Genomic DNA, 15,385 nt, shown 5'->3' with positions numbered 1-15,385 from the left:
TTAGCGAAAGGAACCGCAGTATGGCTTTCAGTTTTCGTTTGTCATCCCTCATCCCGGACGGATTAATTGCGCACCGTTTCGACGAAAGTAATGATATTATTACCATTTTCGCACAGGGGGCAGCAGATCTAGGTTGCTGCCCATTGTGCAACGAAGCGTCAGATCGTGTTCATAGCCGTTACGTTAGAAATGTGGCGGATCTGCCCTGTTCAGGCGTAGAGGTCAAAATACGCATATCGACACGACGTTTCGTTTGTCAGACTACGTTCTGCCGTCGAAAAATCTTTGCCGAGCGGTTTGATGATTGTGTTTTACACGAGCGCAGTCGCCGTACTGCCCGACTGGATACTATTGTGCATCATCTTGGATTAGCTTTGGGAGGGCGGCCCGCCGCAGCCTTTGCAAAACGCCTGATGATACCCGTGAGCAACGATACGCTCATCCGCATCGTAAGAAAAAGATCAGCGGTCCGACATGAAACAATCAACGTGGTCGGCGTGGATGATTGGGCATTCCGGCGCAATCACCGCTACGGCACCATCGTATGCGATCTGGAGAAGCGAAAGATTGTTAAACTTCTGCCGGATCGCGAGATCACAACGGTCTCAACCTTTCTTGCGCAATACCCGGAAATTAAGATTGTCTCGCGTGATCGAGGTGGTGGCTATCGTGAAGCCGCCAGGAAGGCGTTGCCAGACGCCGTACAGGTCGCCGATCGTTGGCATCTGATGGAAAATGCCAGCGCTGCATTCCTGGATGCTGTTCGTAAATCCATGCGGGCAATTCGTGCAGCGATTGGTGCCACTGTCATCAACCCTAAATTACTTACAGCTGCTGAAAAATTGCAATATGACAGTTACTTAAGGCGTGAGGATATGAATATAGCAGTCAACAAGCTCGCCGCCGATGGTGTCCCGATCAAAGAAATCGTTCGGCGAACCGGCCATAGCCGTGGCACTGTACGGCAAATTATCCGTGGTCATCGTAGTGACGTGTTCCGCGTCAGACAAAGTTCTCTCGAAACCTATTTGCCTGTACTGGACGAACTATGGAAATCCGGTCAGCAAAATGGCGCTGAACTGTGGCGTCAACTACAGCGGAAAGGCTTCCGAGGTTGTTATCGTGTTGTAGGTGAATGGGCGACGAGGCGTCGACGAGCCGAAAAAGTCTGCGATCAGCAACTTCAGAAAGTGCCATCTGCCAGAACAATTGCTCGATTGATGACTACTGCGCAGGATCAATTAAGCAAAGCCGATACAATCACCATTGCAGCTATAGAAGTAGGTGTACCGGCCTTGTTCGCCGCCCGCAATCTCATAGACAGGTTTCAGACAATGATAAGGAAAAAGGCTGAGGCAGAACTCGACCCATGGATTTGTGACGCACTTAAAAGCCCCTTTGACGCTTTTGCGAACGGTATATTAAAGGACAAAGAAGCCGTAGCGGCTGCCATCAGTCTGCCTTGGTCGAATGGACAGGTTGAAGGACAGATCAACAAACTAAAGCTTGTGAAACGACAAATGTATGGCCGCGGTAAACTCGACCTGCTTGAGGCAAGATTAATCGGTGGGAATAGCTGAAAACCATCATCGAAATTGCGTCAGACCCAATATTCCGTTCCGATTGACACCGCCATAGCGTCAAAGCCTCGGTACAGCCTTGTTGCACCTCGTTCAGGCCGTAAGCAAAATCGTGCAGATCAGCGAGAGCGAAGGATGATTGCGATCCAATGTCATGGTCCTTTCGGCACCAATCCCACCATTCTTCGGCGCTTTTGAATCCCGTAGCTTGCCAAGTCTCGATGGCGCATGTGCCGAAGACTACGGGTAAGGTGACCTTGCGAACGCGATCGACCGACGCGGCGAGGCCGATACCGGCTCCCGGCCAACTCGCGTTGGTTTCGGGAAATATCGCTTCGTATGCGGCCGTGATCTTCTGGACTTCGGGATTGCCTCCCACCCCCAGGGCAAAGGCGCTGCCCAGCAATTCCATCGCTGCCCGAAAGGGGCGTTGATGCAGATGAACGCCTTCGTTGGCGTATTTTACGTCGAGCTTCTGAAGATCGTCCTCGGTCCACGCAGTCATACTGGACCTCGCATCGGATTGATGATTTCGACGCCCGCGAAGTCCTTTTCATTATCGGTGACGACGGTGCATCCTTGGGCTTCGGCGACGGCGGCGATGATCGTGTCGAGCGCGCTGCGGGGCCGACCCTGCGATTTCCCTTGCGCCATCAGGCGCGCCCAGATCAGGCCGGCGTTTTCGTCGAAGGGAAGTATGCGGCCAGCGAACAGCGCCTGCGGCCCCTCCGGCCCAGCGAACCATGCCTCAAGCTGATCGCGGCGTTTGCCAGCCGGCTTTTCCAGAACCCCTCGGCGGATTTCGGCCACGGTCAGCGAGGCGATGAAAAGGTCGTCATCGTTCTGCTCGTTCATCCAAGCGAGCAAGGATTCCGACGGTGCCGGTTTCGCAATGTCGCTGATGATGTTGGTGTCGAGCAGGTAGCGCATCAGATTTCGACGTCTCGCCCTTCTTCACGGACACGGACGAGATCGAGGTCCGCGCCCACGAGAGGGGACCGTCGCAGCGCAGCCAGAATCCCACCCTTCTTCGGCGGCTCGCCATCAATGGTCTGGGTGACTGCCGCACGGAGGCGCGACGCCTCTGGACCGTCTTCTGCCAAGCGACGAGCCAGGGACCGTATAAGATCGCGATCCGCATCTCGGGCCAGCACTTCGAAGCGCGCCAGTCCGCGCTCGCTCAAGCGAGATCGATAGTTTTGAATGGCACGTTTTTGCGAGCTGCCCATGGCTACCTCCTGGATATTTCCAGTAATATAGCCGCACGGCACAATTTTTTCAAGGACGCTCTGAAAAGCAAAGACGCAGCCTCTCGCAACCATGGAAAACTTGGAAGGCCTATCAGATGAGAGGAATCTTCAAGGCCAGTGACACGGTCGTCGTGGCAATTGAAATGGGCGCCGTGCGGCATTAGAGGGCTATAGCGTAGATGTAGTGCTCATCATCGTCGGGCGCGGCCCGCCAGCCCCGCCGATTCTCCGCTATGGCGCGATATTCTGCGCGATACCTACGCAAACGGCGCCGATAGACACATCCGGCAGTCAACGGCGCGGATGTATTCGGCGCGAACGGCAAGCTTGAGATCGCTGAACATGACCTTGCGGGTTATATCGCGCGCGAGGAACTCTTGCGTCGCGCTCCACCGCGCGCTCGATCTCGTGGGCGCAACGATGGCTACCCAACCATGCCGGCTCCACGCTTCGAGCGGACGAGAACCGGCACATTGGGGCCTCAATATCCGGTAAACATCTCCGCACGAATGTTCCCGGGCCTGACACCAGCCTCCAGCAGCAAGGCTTCCATGGCTGCGGCCATCGACGGTGGGCCGGCAAGGTAAAACACCGGCTTGGTGATGTCTCCGGCGTGCCGCTCGATCATCTCGCGGGTGATGTAACCACGCTCGCCCTGCCAGTCGGCTGCATCGGTCATCGTCACCACCAGCTTGAACCGGGGATTGTCGCTCGCAAGCTGCTCCAGCTCGGACAGGAAAGCTGCATCCGTCGCGCTGCGGTTGCTGTAAATGAGCGTGACATCGCGGTTCAGCCCACGTCCAACCGCATAGACGATCATACTGCGGAAGGGCGTGATGCCGATGCCGCCTGCAAGGAAGACCACGGGCTTGGTGTTGCCATCAAGCGTCAGATCGCCATACGGTCCTTCGATCCCGACAGGTGATCCGGCAGGCAGGGCAGCAAGGGAATGCTTGAAGGCAGTATCGGTCATGCGCGTTGAGATCAGCAGTTCCGGTTCCTGCGGCGCGCTGGCGAGCGAGAAGGTCCGGACCCGGCCCTTGCTGTCAGTCTCCTTCTGGCCGGGCAGCGTCACATAAACGGCTTGGCCGGCGGTGAAGGAAAAACCCTCGGGCTTTTTCAGGCGGAAGGCGACGGTGCCGCGCGCGATCTCTTCCTTGCCGGCAAGGGTCGTCTTGTCGGTTGAGGCGGGCCGAAGAAAGCTTCCGCGCCGCCATTGCGTGAGCTTCATGCCATCGCGCATGCCGAGGCCGAGAAGCGTGAGGTTGGTCGCGCCGGCGATTAGTTCGACGGCCTGCACCACATAGAAGACCGTATCGAACTCTCCCGCACGTGCCTTTGACGCGAGAAACAGCGCCGCCGGGATCAGGATCAGCAGACCGTTCGCGGCAATGAAGGGCATGCGTTTCAGCTTCGCGCCAAACAGTCCCGTACGCTGCCCGTAGGATAGGAAGAACCCCGAGCCACCCGCCGCGGCGAGCGCCGGTACGAGCAGCAGGAAGCCCCAGGGGAGCGTAGTCTTCACTGCGACCACGGCTGCTTCCGACAGGAAGAGTTCGGAGATCACGGTCGAGAACCAGAAGGTCGCGATCGTCAGGAGGGCGATCAGGCCGGCAACGGGATGGATGATCCTTGGCATGGTATTTTCTTTCACCGGAAGATGATCCGGACGTCTGGTGTGAGGCGGCGCCCGTCGATCACGCCGTGCAGATGCCAGCGACGCCAACCTTCTGGAACAGGTGCGGGCTGGCGACGGCAGTGGACGGGTAGGCTGCGAGCTTGGCGATGAACTCGGGATGGGTGAACGCCCCGCGGAACGCCTCGGTCGAGTCCCACACCGCATAGTTCAGGTAGGTCGGGCTTTCGCCGATGGCGTGATGGAGCTGCGTCGAGATGAAGCCAGGCTGGCGCTTCATGAACTCGGCGTCGTCCTTCCACGCATCGAGGAACCGCCTTTCATCGGCTACATCAAGCGTGAAGAGGTTGATGAGCACGACTGGCGCGGCTTCGACGGCCAGTTGGCGCTCGATGGGGAACTTCTCGTCCAAGGACTTCATGAGGGACATGTCTCGCTCCTATGCGTTGTATGCATAATGTCACTTCGATACGATAAGAACACATATATTTGACATTATGATGTCAATCTAGCTAGATGGTAACGAATGAGCGAAATGACCCGAAACAAAAAAGGCGAAGCCTTGACCGACCTGATCCTGACCATGTTCAGGGCGAACAACCTGACACTGCTCTGGGGCGACAGGCTCGTCGCACCCTTTGGGTTAACCAGTGCCCGCTGGCAGGTTCTGGGCGCGATCGTTCTCTCGGAACGACCACAGCCCGTAGCCTGGATTGCTCGCGATCTAGGGGCCAATCGGCAAAATGTGCAGCGCATCGTCAACGATCTGCATCAGGAGGGGATCGTGGTGTACGAGCCCAACCCTCACCACAAAAGGGCGCATCTCGTCGTGCTGACCGACAAGGGGCGCCGCGCTTACGACGCCGCGATCAACGCCTACAACCCTAGGGTCGATGCGCTGGCCGAGGGCCTTTCGGTTGAAGACATCAAAACAGCGCATCGCGTCGTGGCGACGCTGCGAAACAAACTCGAAGGAGAGTTGGATGCTGAAAAACAACCCTAGCCGCTATGGTGCGGTGCCCGTCACGATCCACTGGCTGACCGCAATACTGATCCTGATGGCGATTATCACCGGCTTCCGTGCCGGCGGCAGCATGGACCCCGCCACCAAGGCCGCATTGCTTCGCGTCCATATTCCCGCAGCGATCGTTATTTTCCTGCTGACCCTGGGTCGCATCGCCTGGTGGTTCTTCCTCGACAAGAAGCCGCTGCCGGTACAGGGATCGCCAGCGTGGCAGGAATGGCTCGCCCGCGCCGTGCATCTGCTCTTCTATGTCGTGATCCTTGGAATGGTCGCCAGCGGAATCGGCATGATCGTGTTGAGCGGCGCAGGTCGTTCCATCTTTAGCGGTACGGCCGTCGAGCTACCGAACTTCCTTCAGTATCCGCCGCGTATTCCGCATGGCATTGGAGCCAACCTCCTGATCGCTCTGCTCCTCGCCCATGTGGGGGCTGCGCTCTATCACCACTTCATTCGCCACGACGGGTTGCTGTGGCGCATGTGGTACCAGCGCTGATTGTTCGAGATTTATCCTAACAAGTGCTGGAGAATGTTCCGGGTCCGCTCTTGCTGTATCTGGACCGGAAGCAACTGGCCTCTGACTCCGGACCCGGCCATTTACAAAACGCCCGAAACGCGCTGACAAACTGCGCCGGTTAGCGCTGGTCGCCCGCCGTGCGGCGTTAGAGGGCTATAGCGTAGACATAGTGCTCATCTTCGTCGGGCATGGCCCGCCATTTTCTTATGTTAGATCAAATACTTGCGCCATATACGGCTTACTTGTTGGGCTATCCTCTCTCAGCTTAGCGTTTGCGTGCAATCAAGGGCCACGTTCAAGGCACGTCCTCTCACGATCACCTCAAATGGCGTGAACTCTTGTGGCTTGCCCGAAGACGATCACCGTGCATACCGGAAAAGGTTGCTGGCCATCATCAGTCAGGTCGAGGAGATTGATATTAGTTCGGCTAGACGCGCCCTACAGAAAGCATATGAAACCGATGCGCAACTCGGTGGCCTAGAATGCTCCGAAGCGCTTAAAGATCGGTATAAGTATACAGTCGAAAGGGGCATTAATCGTGACTTGAATTACTTTCAAGAAGAGGTTGATGACTATTTGAGAAAATCACAGTAGGCCAATCTACACATTAAACATTCTTGTTCTTATCAAGCCACAACTCTAATGCAGTCAAAATTTGTGGCTTAAGTGTAGTATTGTTAAATAATGCGCCTGAAACCGAGTTATTGAGAGGTTTAGCGCCGATCTCACTCATCACATGCCTCATTTTCATACCCCGAATTAGCATAATAGCCTCTATTCGTGACTTTGCCCAAGGCAGGAGACGTCGACCTACAGCAATCGGTGGAGGCATCCCATTCAGTGTAGGCGCATGTTGGGCGATAATACCATGCTCACTGTGCAACCAGCTTACAAACTCGCGTCGTTCGTGAGAACTAGCCTTCTCCCAAGCATTTTTCATCTCGTGCAAGCGAGTGCGCTTGGTCTTCAGACCTGCGGCAAACGCAGCATCAGTGACAGTTCGATATTTTCCAGCCTGTAGATCGGCATAGATAATTGGAAAATCACGCTTTAAACGATCTTCGTAATACGCAGCGTCGCGAACTGTCTTCTTTGGCATTGTTATATTTGGCCCTTGGTCTCCAATAACAGCTCAATAAAACTCGCTGGCGCGTTTGGCATGCCGGGCGCTGTAATGCAACGTCAGACCGATTGGGGCGAAGTGTTGAGCGGCTATAATTCAACCGAAAGCATTCCGTCCTGTAATAGATGCTTCTTCTTTCACATAGTCTGTTTGGCCTGGATACGAAGCGGCTTACCTTTAAGCTGTTCGAGCTCGAACGCGGCGATTTTGCCGAAGCCACAGTTTCGCGGATCGAAATCCGACGCTAAATTGGCAAGCTGGTTTCCGATGGCCACAAATGTCAACCAGCGGTCTTTGCATTCCATCTGGTCGACGTCCCACTTAATCATCGGAGTCGCGACGATCAGCAGCTGAAGCGATTTCTGCATAAAGCTCATGTGACTAACATTGTCAGTTGCGACGAGAAACAAGCTCTCGAAACCTAATCGCTTTTCGACCGCATTAACACGAAATCACCCTCCAACGAGTTTCGAGAAGCTTATGGCATGGAAATCAAAAAAAGGTATTAACATAATTCCTTTTTCATATAAGGTATTACTCTATTACCTTTAGTAGCAACGACATCTAGCCAAAATGAGGGGAACTAACTTGGACACAGCAACAATGCGTTACGACGTAACGCAGCACATTATTCCCTTCGGGACACATGGGACTTGGGCACGTGTCACGAAGCCGCGCGCAGGCCGCTCAGACCTGCCTCCGCTTGTAATCCTTCATGGCGGACCCGGCATCCCCCATGATTATTGTCTGCCAATGGCCGCCCTGTGCAACGACGGGCGCGCCGTCATTCATTACGATCAGATCGGCTGTGGTCGCAGCAGTCGCTTGCCCGATGCGCCTGTAGACTTCTGGAATGTTAAGCTTTTCGTCGCAGAGCTAAAAAATCTCATCGATCACCTCGGTCTGTCAGGTGGCTACCATCTCTTGGGACAGTCTTGGGGCGGAATGCTTGGCCCGGAATATGTGCTATGTCATCCCGAGGGCGTTCGGAGCATGATCCTCGCGGATTCACCCGCCGCTATGCCACTGTGGACGCAGGGAACGGAAGAGTTGCTTTCGCAACTCCCCGCCGAGGTCCAGTCTGTCATCCGCGAGCATGAGGCTGCGGGAACGACCGACTCCGAGGCATATAAGAAAGCTGTCGATGTCTTTTATAAGCGCCACCTGTGCCGAATGGAGCCATATCCAGATCCGCTGGAGAGCAGCTTCGCACTCTTAGCGGAAGACCCCACCGTCTACCATACAATGGTCGGCCCAAGTGAGTTTTCTGCAACCGGAACGCTAAAGGATTGGTCCGTCGTAAACCGGCTGTCTGAGATCAAGGTGCCGTCCCTCGTGCTGGCAGGTGAATTCGACGAAGCCACACCCGTTTCTTGGGAGCCTTTCGTCAAGCTTCTTCCATCAGTGGAGCACCATGTCTTCCGCGACGCGAGCCATACGCCGCATCTTGAAACTCCCGCCGAATTCTTCCAGGTCGTCAGCGCCTTCCTGCGGAAGAACGACGAGAAGAATGCTTAAAACACACTAGGGGAACTCACAACAATGCAAACACTGGAAGGAAATGCGGAACGTTCGGTTCCGGTCAACACGCTCGAAACGCTGGGCTATCAGCAGGAACTCAAGCGCACCATGTCGCTCGCCGACGTAGTGACTTACGGATTAATTTACATGGTTCCGATGGCGCCGGTTGCGGTCTTCGGGTTCATCTCGAATTTTTCATTGGGGATGACCGCGCTGGTCTATCTCGTCGCGGCGGTCGCCATGTTATTCAGCGCACTCTGTTACAAGGAAATGGCGAAGCGCTATCCCATTGCAGGTTCGGTTTATTCTTATGTCCGCTTCGGCATAAACAGCTATTTCGGGTATCTCGCGGGCTGGGCGATCCTGCTCGACTACCTACTTCTTCCAGCTCTGCTCTCTGTCTTCGCAGCGAGCGCGATGACCGGGCTGTGGCCGGTGGTGCCTGCATGGGTATGGATTGCCGTTTTCGTCAGCCTTGCGGCCGCTATCAATCTCGGCGGCATAAGTGTCACGGCCACGATGAACAAGATATTTCTCGGTATCCAGCTTGTCGTGCTCATGATTTTCGTCTTCGCCGTAAGCATTGACCTCGCCAGAGGGGCGGTCTCCCTGTCGTTTACGCCGTTCTTCAATAGCGGTGTCTTCTCATGGGCCATTGTATTCGGGGCGATCCCAATCGCCGCTCTTAGCTTCGTAGGCTTCGACGCGATCTCGACCCTCAACGAAGAAGCGAAGGGTGGCGGCGAAGCCGTTTCAAAGGCAACGATGATTGTGCTCGTCGCCGTAACAGTCCTCTTCATGCTGCAGGTCTATCTTGCATCGCTTTACGTGCAGCCGGGCACTGTCTTTGCGGAGGGCGACGCGACCAACAACGCCTTCTACAATATAGCAGGACAGGTAGGCGGCGACTGGCTTCGCATCCTCGTCACGCTGACATCGGCGCTGATCGCAATCTTCGCTAATTCAATCGCATCGATGGCGACATCGTCTCGTCTTGTTTTCAGTATGGCACGCGACCGCCAGCTTCCGGGTATGCTCTCGACTGTAAGCCAAACGAACAATGTGCCGCGCAACGCCACCTTGTTGATCGCGGTTCTTTCGCTTGCCATAGGTATTTTCGGCGCAGAGCATCAAGGGCTCCTAACCACGCTCGTGACCTTCGGTGCCCTAACGGCCTATATCCTGCTCAACATTGCGGTATTTTACCGGTTTGCGCTCATCGATCGCAGTTCGAGACTTTTGCTGCACTGGGTATCACCTGTTCTGGGAACCATTATCCTCGCCTACGCGCTGTGGCACGCCGATGTTAACGCACAGGTCCTAGGCAGTATCTGGATGCTTGTGGGCGTTGTTGTCGCCTTCGTCTTGCGCGCATCTGGTCGACTGGCGAGCAAAGGGCAGGCAGCCGCCTGAGGCTCACATCAATTTGCAAAAAGATGCCGGATTAAGTGTTCCGGCATCGAGCTATCCAGTAGGTTGCCTTTTGTTCGAGTCGACGCTTCTTATATAAGGTAAGTAATCCGCGAACTCTCCCGCGCCGAATCCGTCAGGGTGATAGTGCACACATACGAAAGGCAAACTGGCAGATGCCCGATGAAGAGACTGGCCATAGCGAATTAGATGTGTTGAAGCAACCGGGCGGCGCAATCAAAACCACGACAGCAAAGCAGGAACTCGCCGACCGGATAATAACGGCCATTGCTATCGGGTCATACTCGTCGGGCGAACAATTGCCATCCGAGCGGGAACTCGCCGACTGGCAGGGTGTCAGCCGCGTCACTGTCAGGGGCGCGCTCGAGATCGTGCGTGAAAGAGGCCTGCTCGTCTCCAAGCGTGGACGCACCGGCGGAACCTTCGTCACCGATGGGCAAGTCGATCCGCAAGCTACGGATACAATGCAGCGCCTGCTTCGAGAAGAAATCCCGCGCCTTGCAGCCTTCGTGGATTTTCGTTGTTTGGTCGCGGCGTTGGAGGCACGAACCGCAGCGGAACGGCGCTCACCAGCCCAAGCGCAAAAGCTCACCGAAATTCTGGAAAAATTTCTCGCTGCGGACGATCCTGCAAAGGCCCGAAGGATCGACGTTGACCTTCATCAACAGATCACGGATATGGCCGGCAACGAGCAACTTGCTGCACTCTCCGGACAACTGAGCGCGCGGGCAACGATGGGTTTCGGCGCGGAGCCATATCCAGCGCACTATCTCCAGCTCGCCCGTGACGAACATACTGCGCTGGTGGAAAGCATCGTATCGCAAGACAGCGAGAGAGCTTACCGCATCGCCTACAATCACTTCGCTCTTACACTGAAAATCGTCGAGGAAGCGTTCGAAAAAGCCATTTCACATGGACATTGATGTCAGCTTAGCTTTTTAGAGACGCGTGATGCCTAAACGCGGCACGTAATAGCCACAATCAGCCTGCTGAGAAATCTCTCCACCACCGCTGAAAGACGCCGACCAGTAAAGTGGTGAGATGATAGAACGGACCTAAGACCCCGCACTCAATTGGCGGAGTATCTCGACAAATGTTCCGACGATCAACTTATCGCGGAGGTGTTGCTGCCGATGTTCAGACAGCTAGGCTACCATCGCATCACCGCTACAGGCCATGCTGACAAAGCTTTAGAATACGGCAAGGACGTATGGATGCGTTTCACCTTGCCTACGATGCACGTCATATACTTCGGGATCCAAGCCAAGAAGGGGAAGATTGACTCATCGGGCGTCACAAACACAGGAAATGCGAACGTTGCCGAGATACACAATCAAACACTGATGATGCTCGGTCATGAGATATTCGACCACGAACTCAATCGCCGCGTGCTCGTGGATCATGCGTTCATCATTGCCGGCGGGGAGATTACCAAGCAGGCTAGGAACTGGCTTGGTGGCAAACTTGATCAGAGCAAGCGTGCGCAGATATTTTTCAATGACCGCGAAGACATTTTGAACTTGTTCGTGGTGACAAATATCCCTTTGCCGCCAAGTGCAACTCGGGAGCTAACGTAGGTGCTAACCGACAACATTCCGTTCTAAAACCGAGCCGCGGATCTGGTTGACCGTCTGCCTTTTCGATATTATGAACTCGTCAGGCAAGAGCTCTGACGATATCATGGTACGCTCTGCGTATCTGCTATCCGATAGTGCAAGTTGTTGGCCGGATTGGGAGAACACCGCAACACACAGCGGCTTGTATGACTGGGTTGACGGCTCGGTTCTCTTCAAGTTTTAGCGCCCAGATTCTTGACTGGTATTCTGGATAGAGACTGGCCAAATCATATAAGACGAATGAGCCAGCTGTCTTAATCGGCGCTAATGGTCCAGCGTATCCAGGATATTTGCATAGGCTGAACTGAGCATAATAATAGTGGCTTGATCATAGACATGAAAATCCGCTTCATGCAGTATTTTACTATCGAAGCTGTTATGCCATGCTGAAGCGTTTGTTACGATCACTGGGGTTTCGATCTCGTCAAACTGGTCGGCCGTGATATCAATGATGATGTCGCCCTGTTTTATCCATGCATGGGAGTGTCTGCCATCTCCTTCGCCCCGCATTCCGCTTACATAATCCCAAGCGCCCGCTCCCTGTTTCTTCAAATAGAAACCAAGCAACAACGATGTATCGCCACAGGCACCTGCAGGAAATTTTTTGAACTGAATGGGAAAATTGCCGCGATCAGTTTCTTCGATGGCGCGCCTGAAACGTGTTGCGATGGCTTTTAGCTCGTCCATAGTTTGACCTCCGGGCTTCGAAAAATAAACTGATTTGTTAGAGAGACCATATGCGAGGCCTTATGAGCCTTTCACCAGGCCAAGAAACTCCCCGATATTCATCAGCCATTCCTGCTGATCGGTATGATAGGTGGTGTGAATGCTTTTTGGCAGGACGAGTTGCAGGGACTGCGCCTGCATCTCACTGGTCTGAGTTCTGGAGATTGATGGCTCAAGGGTCAGGAGATGTTTTTCTGGAATCCTGTTCGCTTCAGCCAGCACCTGTCGCCAGCGGTCTTTACAGGTTGTCTTGACCGCCAGCATGCGAAGGTTCTCTGCGGGGAAGGTGGGATTGGCATAGGACGCTTCATCCGGAAACAGAAAATCTGCTGCATTGCGTTTTTCGGTGGTTGCTTCGCGTTTGTAGGCAACCTTGTGTGCTTTCAGTATTGCTTCCACGTGATGAGCAAATGCATAGCCGGCGCGTGACTTACGCCGGTTCTGAACACTCAATGAAAACGACAGAAAGCCATCAACGTCTGCATCACCGTTTTGCAGGAAGCCTGCTTTCAGTCGCTCTGCCACGACAACGCGCTCCATGTGACGGAACAGCGCTTCCTCATGCTCCATCCATGCGGTCAGCGCAGTGTCAGGATCCGCAAGCGGATCTACCTCTTTGAGTGTTTTACGGGCGAATTCAGAAAACTTCGCTGTTCCGGGAAATATGTTGCCAAATCGGGTAATCAGCAGACTGAGCGCATCGGGTTCGGGTTCTTCCGTTTCAATGCCCAGCTCATCCAGAATAAACTTTGCAGCAAGATCGATGTCACGCCCGCCATCATTGCTGATATCCTGCTGCGAGAGTTTGAAATCGGTGGTGAGTTGCAGTCCGAACAACCACAAAAGCTTCTGCTCGATAGAGCTTTCTGAAGGACAAAGGATTGCAAGGACTTTGCGCTCGGCTGTCATGCAAAGGAAGAGTGTATCGCCAGCTTTTGCGCGGTAGACAACACTTTCCGCGGCTGCGGGGTAAAACAGACGATATTCCGGTGCGCGATGGGTTTGTCTCTTACGGCTGTTGTACCATGTGCCGGTCAGTTCCAGTCGCAGCGGTTCGTCCTGTTCGTCATCCATCCAGATATAGGTGAGGGGGATTTTTTCTTTCTCATCCGGTGTGCCAACAAAGGCCCGAAATATATCAACCCCCTGAAACTCATGCCCGTTTGAGATAGTCGGATCAACCTCGGTACCGCGAAGCACCTTTGCACCAGCGCCGATAAAATATCCTGATAAATAACCCCGTCCAGCCACTCTCAGTCCGCCTCAATTATCCGCCTAAATCTGTACGCCGCGAATCTGCAATTCGCTGTCGTCAGTCAAAAGCCACTGGCCGAGAGTGTCAATCACTTCCCCGGAGGATCTGCGGGTCTTTCCCTTCAGCGCGCATTCCCAGATGATTGCAATACGCCAACCAGCACTTCTCAGCTCTGTCAGATTGCGCTCATCACGGGCGACATTGCCACCGATCTTGGTATGCCAGAACTCTTCGCGTGTGGCAGGCCAATGAAACAAATGGCAATCATGTCCGTGCCAGAAACATCCATTGATGAATACGACTGCGCGATATTTTGCCAGTACAAGATCTGGTTTACCGGGTAATTCCTTCGCATGCAGGCGATAGCGGAACCCGCTGGCATGCAATCCTTTACGGATAATCAGTTCCGGCTTTGTGTTGGCCGCGCGTATCGCAGCCATATTGCGGCTGCGCGTCGCTTTGTCATGAACGTCAGCCAACCTTACGTGCCGGTGTTCTGCTTTCCGCAATAAGATCCAGAATATAGGGCTGCATAATCCGTGCAACCTCGGCAAAGACCGGAACAGCGACCGAGTTGCCGAACTGCTTATAGGCCTGTGTGTCAGACACAGGTATGCGGAAGTCATCATTATATCCCATAAGACGCGCACATTCACGCGGTGTCAGCCGGCGCGGGCTTTTGCCTTTGCCACGGCTGATGAGAATTTCTGATCCATCCTTATAATAGCGGGCTGAAAGCGTGCGCGCGATGTTTTCAGGGCCAACAAGACCAAAACCAAAGCCATTGCCCTTTGCTTTGTGCTTGGCAGCATAGTCCTGGAGATATTGCCAGAGTTTGTCTGTGAGGATGTATTTTTTATTGACCTCAGCAGAGGTTCCCACTGTGAACTCCGCTTCCGGCTTTTCGCTGCCATCTTCCGGATGCAAAATTGAATTAAGCCGCTTTGCGCCATAAGCAGGCAGTTCAAGTGCATCAAAGCTGAAATCGACCGGTGTCCGGAAGCCGACAATGACAATGCGCTCCCTGTGCTGTGGCACAAAATGCCCTGCATCGATCACGCAGGTATGGATTGAATAGCCAAGCTCTTCTTCGAGTTTACGCCGGATCACGCTGAATGTCCGGCCTTTATCGTGGCTTTTCAGGTTCTTCACATTCTCCAGAAGAAATGCTGACGGACGATGATGCTTGAGAATACGCAATACATCAAAAAACAGCGTGCCCTGCGTTTCATCATCAAACCCGTGCGCGCGGCCCAGAGCATTTTTCTTGGAAACGCCCGCAATCGAGAAGGGCTGGCATGGAAAGCCTGCTACCAGCACATCATGGTCAGGCACCTCATCAGCTGTCACTTCCCGAATGTCGCCAGCAATCGGTCGGTTATCACGGTAATTGGCATGATATGTCTTCTGGGCATACTTGTCCCATTCTGATGTGAACACACAGCGCCCGCCCACACTTTCCATCGCGCGCCGTAATCCGCCAATACCTGCAAAAAGATCGATGAAGGTGAACGAACTATCGCCCGGTGGCTGACGACGTTTTTCCGCCTCGCTGCGTAAAACATTCACAACCGCTTTTCGTGGGGTTTCCTCGCCGCGTCTCCAGCGATAGATATGCCCCTCAGAATAGCCGAGAATCTCTGCAGCGTCTGCAACTGACAGCCCGGATTGCTGAAGAAGACTGTCGAATTCAGTTTGCATGTTCATGC

At 54.2% G+C, this 15,385-nt stretch carries 18 protein-coding genes; 7 read left to right on the top strand and 11 right to left on the bottom strand.

All coding sequences use genetic code 11. From position 1 onward, the window contains the following. The first annotated feature begins 20 nt into the window (after window positions 1-20). Window positions 21-1,580 carry an ISL3 family transposase gene (locus ACOZHT_RS19795; protein WP_421566329.1) on the top strand — a complete coding sequence of 520 codons (1,560 nt, stop codon included), beginning with the start codon at window positions 21-23 and terminating at the stop codon, window positions 1,578-1,580. On the opposite strand, the gene ACOZHT_RS19790 is transcribed toward ACOZHT_RS19795, so the two are convergent. From ACOZHT_RS19790 to ACOZHT_RS19770, 5 genes are all read right to left on the bottom strand, one after another. Beyond that, the gene (locus tag ACOZHT_RS19790) at window positions 1,492-2,085 is read right to left on the bottom strand and encodes a hypothetical protein (RefSeq protein WP_421566328.1); all 594 of its coding nucleotides are present in this window, start codon (window positions 2,083-2,085) and stop codon (window positions 1,492-1,494) included. The genes ACOZHT_RS19795 and ACOZHT_RS19790 overlap by 89 nt on opposite strands. Then, a complete protein-coding gene (locus tag ACOZHT_RS19785; protein ID WP_339514149.1) occupies window positions 2,082-2,510 on the bottom strand; it encodes a type II toxin-antitoxin system VapC family toxin in 429 nt (142 codons plus the stop codon). The genes ACOZHT_RS19790 and ACOZHT_RS19785 overlap by 4 nt, the downstream gene beginning before the upstream one ends. Beyond that, entirely contained in the window at window positions 2,510-2,809 is a 300-nt protein-coding gene (locus tag ACOZHT_RS19780) for a hypothetical protein (protein WP_421566327.1), read from the bottom strand. Before ACOZHT_RS19780 ends, ACOZHT_RS19785 begins: the two co-directional genes overlap by 1 nt. Before the next feature lie 502 nt (window positions 2,810-3,311). After that, complete coding sequence (locus ACOZHT_RS19775; RefSeq protein WP_421566326.1) at window positions 3,312-4,469, bottom strand: ferredoxin--NADP reductase; 1,158 nt, start codon at window positions 4,467-4,469, stop codon at window positions 3,312-3,314. Window positions 4,470-4,527: 58 nt separating this feature from the next. Next, entirely contained in the window at window positions 4,528-4,896 is a 369-nt protein-coding gene (locus ACOZHT_RS19770; RefSeq protein WP_339514153.1) for an antibiotic biosynthesis monooxygenase family protein, read from the bottom strand. Between the two features lie 96 nt (window positions 4,897-4,992). On the opposite strand from ACOZHT_RS19770, the gene ACOZHT_RS19765 reads away from it, so the two are divergent. Continuing rightward, a complete protein-coding gene (locus ACOZHT_RS19765; protein WP_339514155.1) occupies window positions 4,993-5,469 on the top strand; it encodes a MarR family winged helix-turn-helix transcriptional regulator in 477 nt (158 codons plus the stop codon). Continuing rightward, window positions 5,450-5,983, top strand: coding sequence for a cytochrome b (locus ACOZHT_RS19760; RefSeq protein WP_421566325.1), 534 nt, complete (start codon window positions 5,450-5,452; stop codon window positions 5,981-5,983). The genes ACOZHT_RS19765 and ACOZHT_RS19760 overlap by 20 nt, the downstream gene beginning before the upstream one ends. A 628-nt stretch (window positions 5,984-6,611) precedes the next feature. Here ACOZHT_RS19760 and ACOZHT_RS19755 read toward each other — a convergent pair. Beyond that, a complete protein-coding gene (locus ACOZHT_RS19755; protein WP_339514159.1) occupies window positions 6,612-7,103 on the bottom strand; it encodes a hypothetical protein in 492 nt (163 codons plus the stop codon). Between the two features lie 161 nt (window positions 7,104-7,264). Continuing rightward, complete coding sequence (locus ACOZHT_RS19750; RefSeq protein ID WP_421566324.1) at window positions 7,265-7,504, bottom strand: OST-HTH/LOTUS domain-containing protein; 240 nt, start codon at window positions 7,502-7,504, stop codon at window positions 7,265-7,267. 196 nt (window positions 7,505-7,700) lie between these two features. On the opposite strand from ACOZHT_RS19750, the gene ACOZHT_RS19745 reads away from it, so the two are divergent. From ACOZHT_RS19745 to ACOZHT_RS19730, 4 genes are all read left to right on the top strand, one after another. Beyond that, window positions 7,701-8,645: a proline iminopeptidase-family hydrolase gene (locus ACOZHT_RS19745; RefSeq protein ID WP_339514163.1), complete on the top strand. Its 945-nt coding sequence runs from the start codon at window positions 7,701-7,703 to the stop codon at window positions 8,643-8,645. Between the two features lie 24 nt (window positions 8,646-8,669). After that, on the top strand, window positions 8,670-10,061 hold the full coding sequence (locus tag ACOZHT_RS19740) for an APC family permease (protein ID WP_339514165.1): 1,392 nt from the start codon (window positions 8,670-8,672) through the stop codon (window positions 10,059-10,061). Between the two features lie 173 nt (window positions 10,062-10,234). Beyond that, window positions 10,235-11,002 (top strand): FadR/GntR family transcriptional regulator, encoded by a 768-nt coding sequence (locus ACOZHT_RS19735; protein WP_421566323.1) that lies wholly within the window; start codon window positions 10,235-10,237, stop codon window positions 11,000-11,002. Window positions 11,003-11,152: 150 nt separating this feature from the next. Next, complete coding sequence (locus ACOZHT_RS19730) at window positions 11,153-11,656, top strand: hypothetical protein (protein WP_421566322.1); 504 nt, start codon at window positions 11,153-11,155, stop codon at window positions 11,654-11,656. Window positions 11,657-11,959: 303 nt separating this feature from the next. Here ACOZHT_RS19730 and ACOZHT_RS19725 read toward each other — a convergent pair whose 3' ends face one another. The 4 genes from ACOZHT_RS19725 to dcm are packed head-to-tail and all read right to left on the bottom strand — an operon-like array spanning window position 11,960 to window position 15,377. Next, window positions 11,960-12,382, bottom strand: coding sequence for a hypothetical protein (locus ACOZHT_RS19725; RefSeq protein ID WP_339514171.1), 423 nt, complete (start codon window positions 12,380-12,382; stop codon window positions 11,960-11,962). A 60-nt stretch (window positions 12,383-12,442) separates the two neighbouring features. After that, a complete protein-coding gene (locus ACOZHT_RS19720) occupies window positions 12,443-13,672 on the bottom strand; it encodes a type II restriction endonuclease (protein WP_421566321.1) in 1,230 nt (409 codons plus the stop codon). A 24-nt stretch (window positions 13,673-13,696) separates the two neighbouring features. After that, window positions 13,697-14,116, bottom strand: a complete 420-nt coding sequence (locus ACOZHT_RS19715; protein WP_421566320.1) for a very short patch repair endonuclease — start codon at window positions 14,114-14,116, stop codon at window positions 13,697-13,699. 31 nt (window positions 14,117-14,147) lie between these two features. Further along, on the bottom strand, window positions 14,148-15,377 hold the full coding sequence (dcm, locus tag ACOZHT_RS19710; RefSeq protein ID WP_421566319.1) for a DNA (cytosine-5-)-methyltransferase: 1,230 nt from the start codon (window positions 15,375-15,377) through the stop codon (window positions 14,148-14,150). Window positions 15,378-15,385: the final 8 nt, after the last annotated feature.

The organism is Ochrobactrum sp. EDr1-4, assembly GCF_049199085.1.
In the GTDB taxonomy this organism is placed as follows: domain Bacteria; phylum Pseudomonadota; class Alphaproteobacteria; order Rhizobiales; family Rhizobiaceae; genus Brucella.
Note: the sequence above shows the minus strand (reverse complement) of the source record. Positions and strands in the feature narration are given on the sequence as shown.

Bases quoted from the DNA above. Each gene is read 5' to 3' on its own strand.
- ACOZHT_RS19795 (WP_421566329.1), top strand. From the start codon at position 21: ATGGCTTTCAGTTTTCGTTTGTCATCCCTCATCCCGGACGGATTAATT.
- ACOZHT_RS19790 (WP_421566328.1), bottom strand. From the start codon at position 2,085: ATGACTGCGTGGACCGAGGACGATCTTCAGAAGCTCGACGTAAAATAC.
- ACOZHT_RS19785 (WP_339514149.1), bottom strand. From the start codon at position 2,510: ATGCGCTACCTGCTCGACACCAACATCATCAGCGACATTGCGAAACCG.
- ACOZHT_RS19780 (WP_421566327.1), bottom strand. From the start codon at position 2,809: ATGGGCAGCTCGCAAAAACGTGCCATTCAAAACTATCGATCTCGCTTG.
- ACOZHT_RS19775 (WP_421566326.1), bottom strand. From the start codon at position 4,469: ATGCCAAGGATCATCCATCCCGTTGCCGGCCTGATCGCCCTCCTGACG.
- ACOZHT_RS19770 (WP_339514153.1), bottom strand. From the start codon at position 4,896: ATGTCCCTCATGAAGTCCTTGGACGAGAAGTTCCCCATCGAGCGCCAA.
- ACOZHT_RS19765 (WP_339514155.1), top strand. From the start codon at position 4,993: ATGAGCGAAATGACCCGAAACAAAAAAGGCGAAGCCTTGACCGACCTG.
- ACOZHT_RS19760 (WP_421566325.1), top strand. From the start codon at position 5,450: ATGCTGAAAAACAACCCTAGCCGCTATGGTGCGGTGCCCGTCACGATC.
- ACOZHT_RS19755 (WP_339514159.1), bottom strand. From the start codon at position 7,103: ATGCCAAAGAAGACAGTTCGCGACGCTGCGTATTACGAAGATCGTTTA.
- ACOZHT_RS19750 (WP_421566324.1), bottom strand. From the start codon at position 7,504: ATGAGCTTTATGCAGAAATCGCTTCAGCTGCTGATCGTCGCGACTCCG.
- ACOZHT_RS19745 (WP_339514163.1), top strand. From the start codon at position 7,701: ATGAGGGGAACTAACTTGGACACAGCAACAATGCGTTACGACGTAACG.
- ACOZHT_RS19740 (WP_339514165.1), top strand. From the start codon at position 8,670: ATGCAAACACTGGAAGGAAATGCGGAACGTTCGGTTCCGGTCAACACG.
- ACOZHT_RS19735 (WP_421566323.1), top strand. From the start codon at position 10,235: ATGCCCGATGAAGAGACTGGCCATAGCGAATTAGATGTGTTGAAGCAA.
- ACOZHT_RS19725 (WP_339514171.1), bottom strand. From the start codon at position 12,382: ATGGACGAGCTAAAAGCCATCGCAACACGTTTCAGGCGCGCCATCGAA.
- ACOZHT_RS19715 (WP_421566320.1), bottom strand. From the start codon at position 14,116: ATGGCTGCGATACGCGCGGCCAACACAAAGCCGGAACTGATTATCCGT.
- dcm (WP_421566319.1), bottom strand. From the start codon at position 15,377: ATGCAAACTGAATTCGACAGTCTTCTTCAGCAATCCGGGCTGTCAGTT.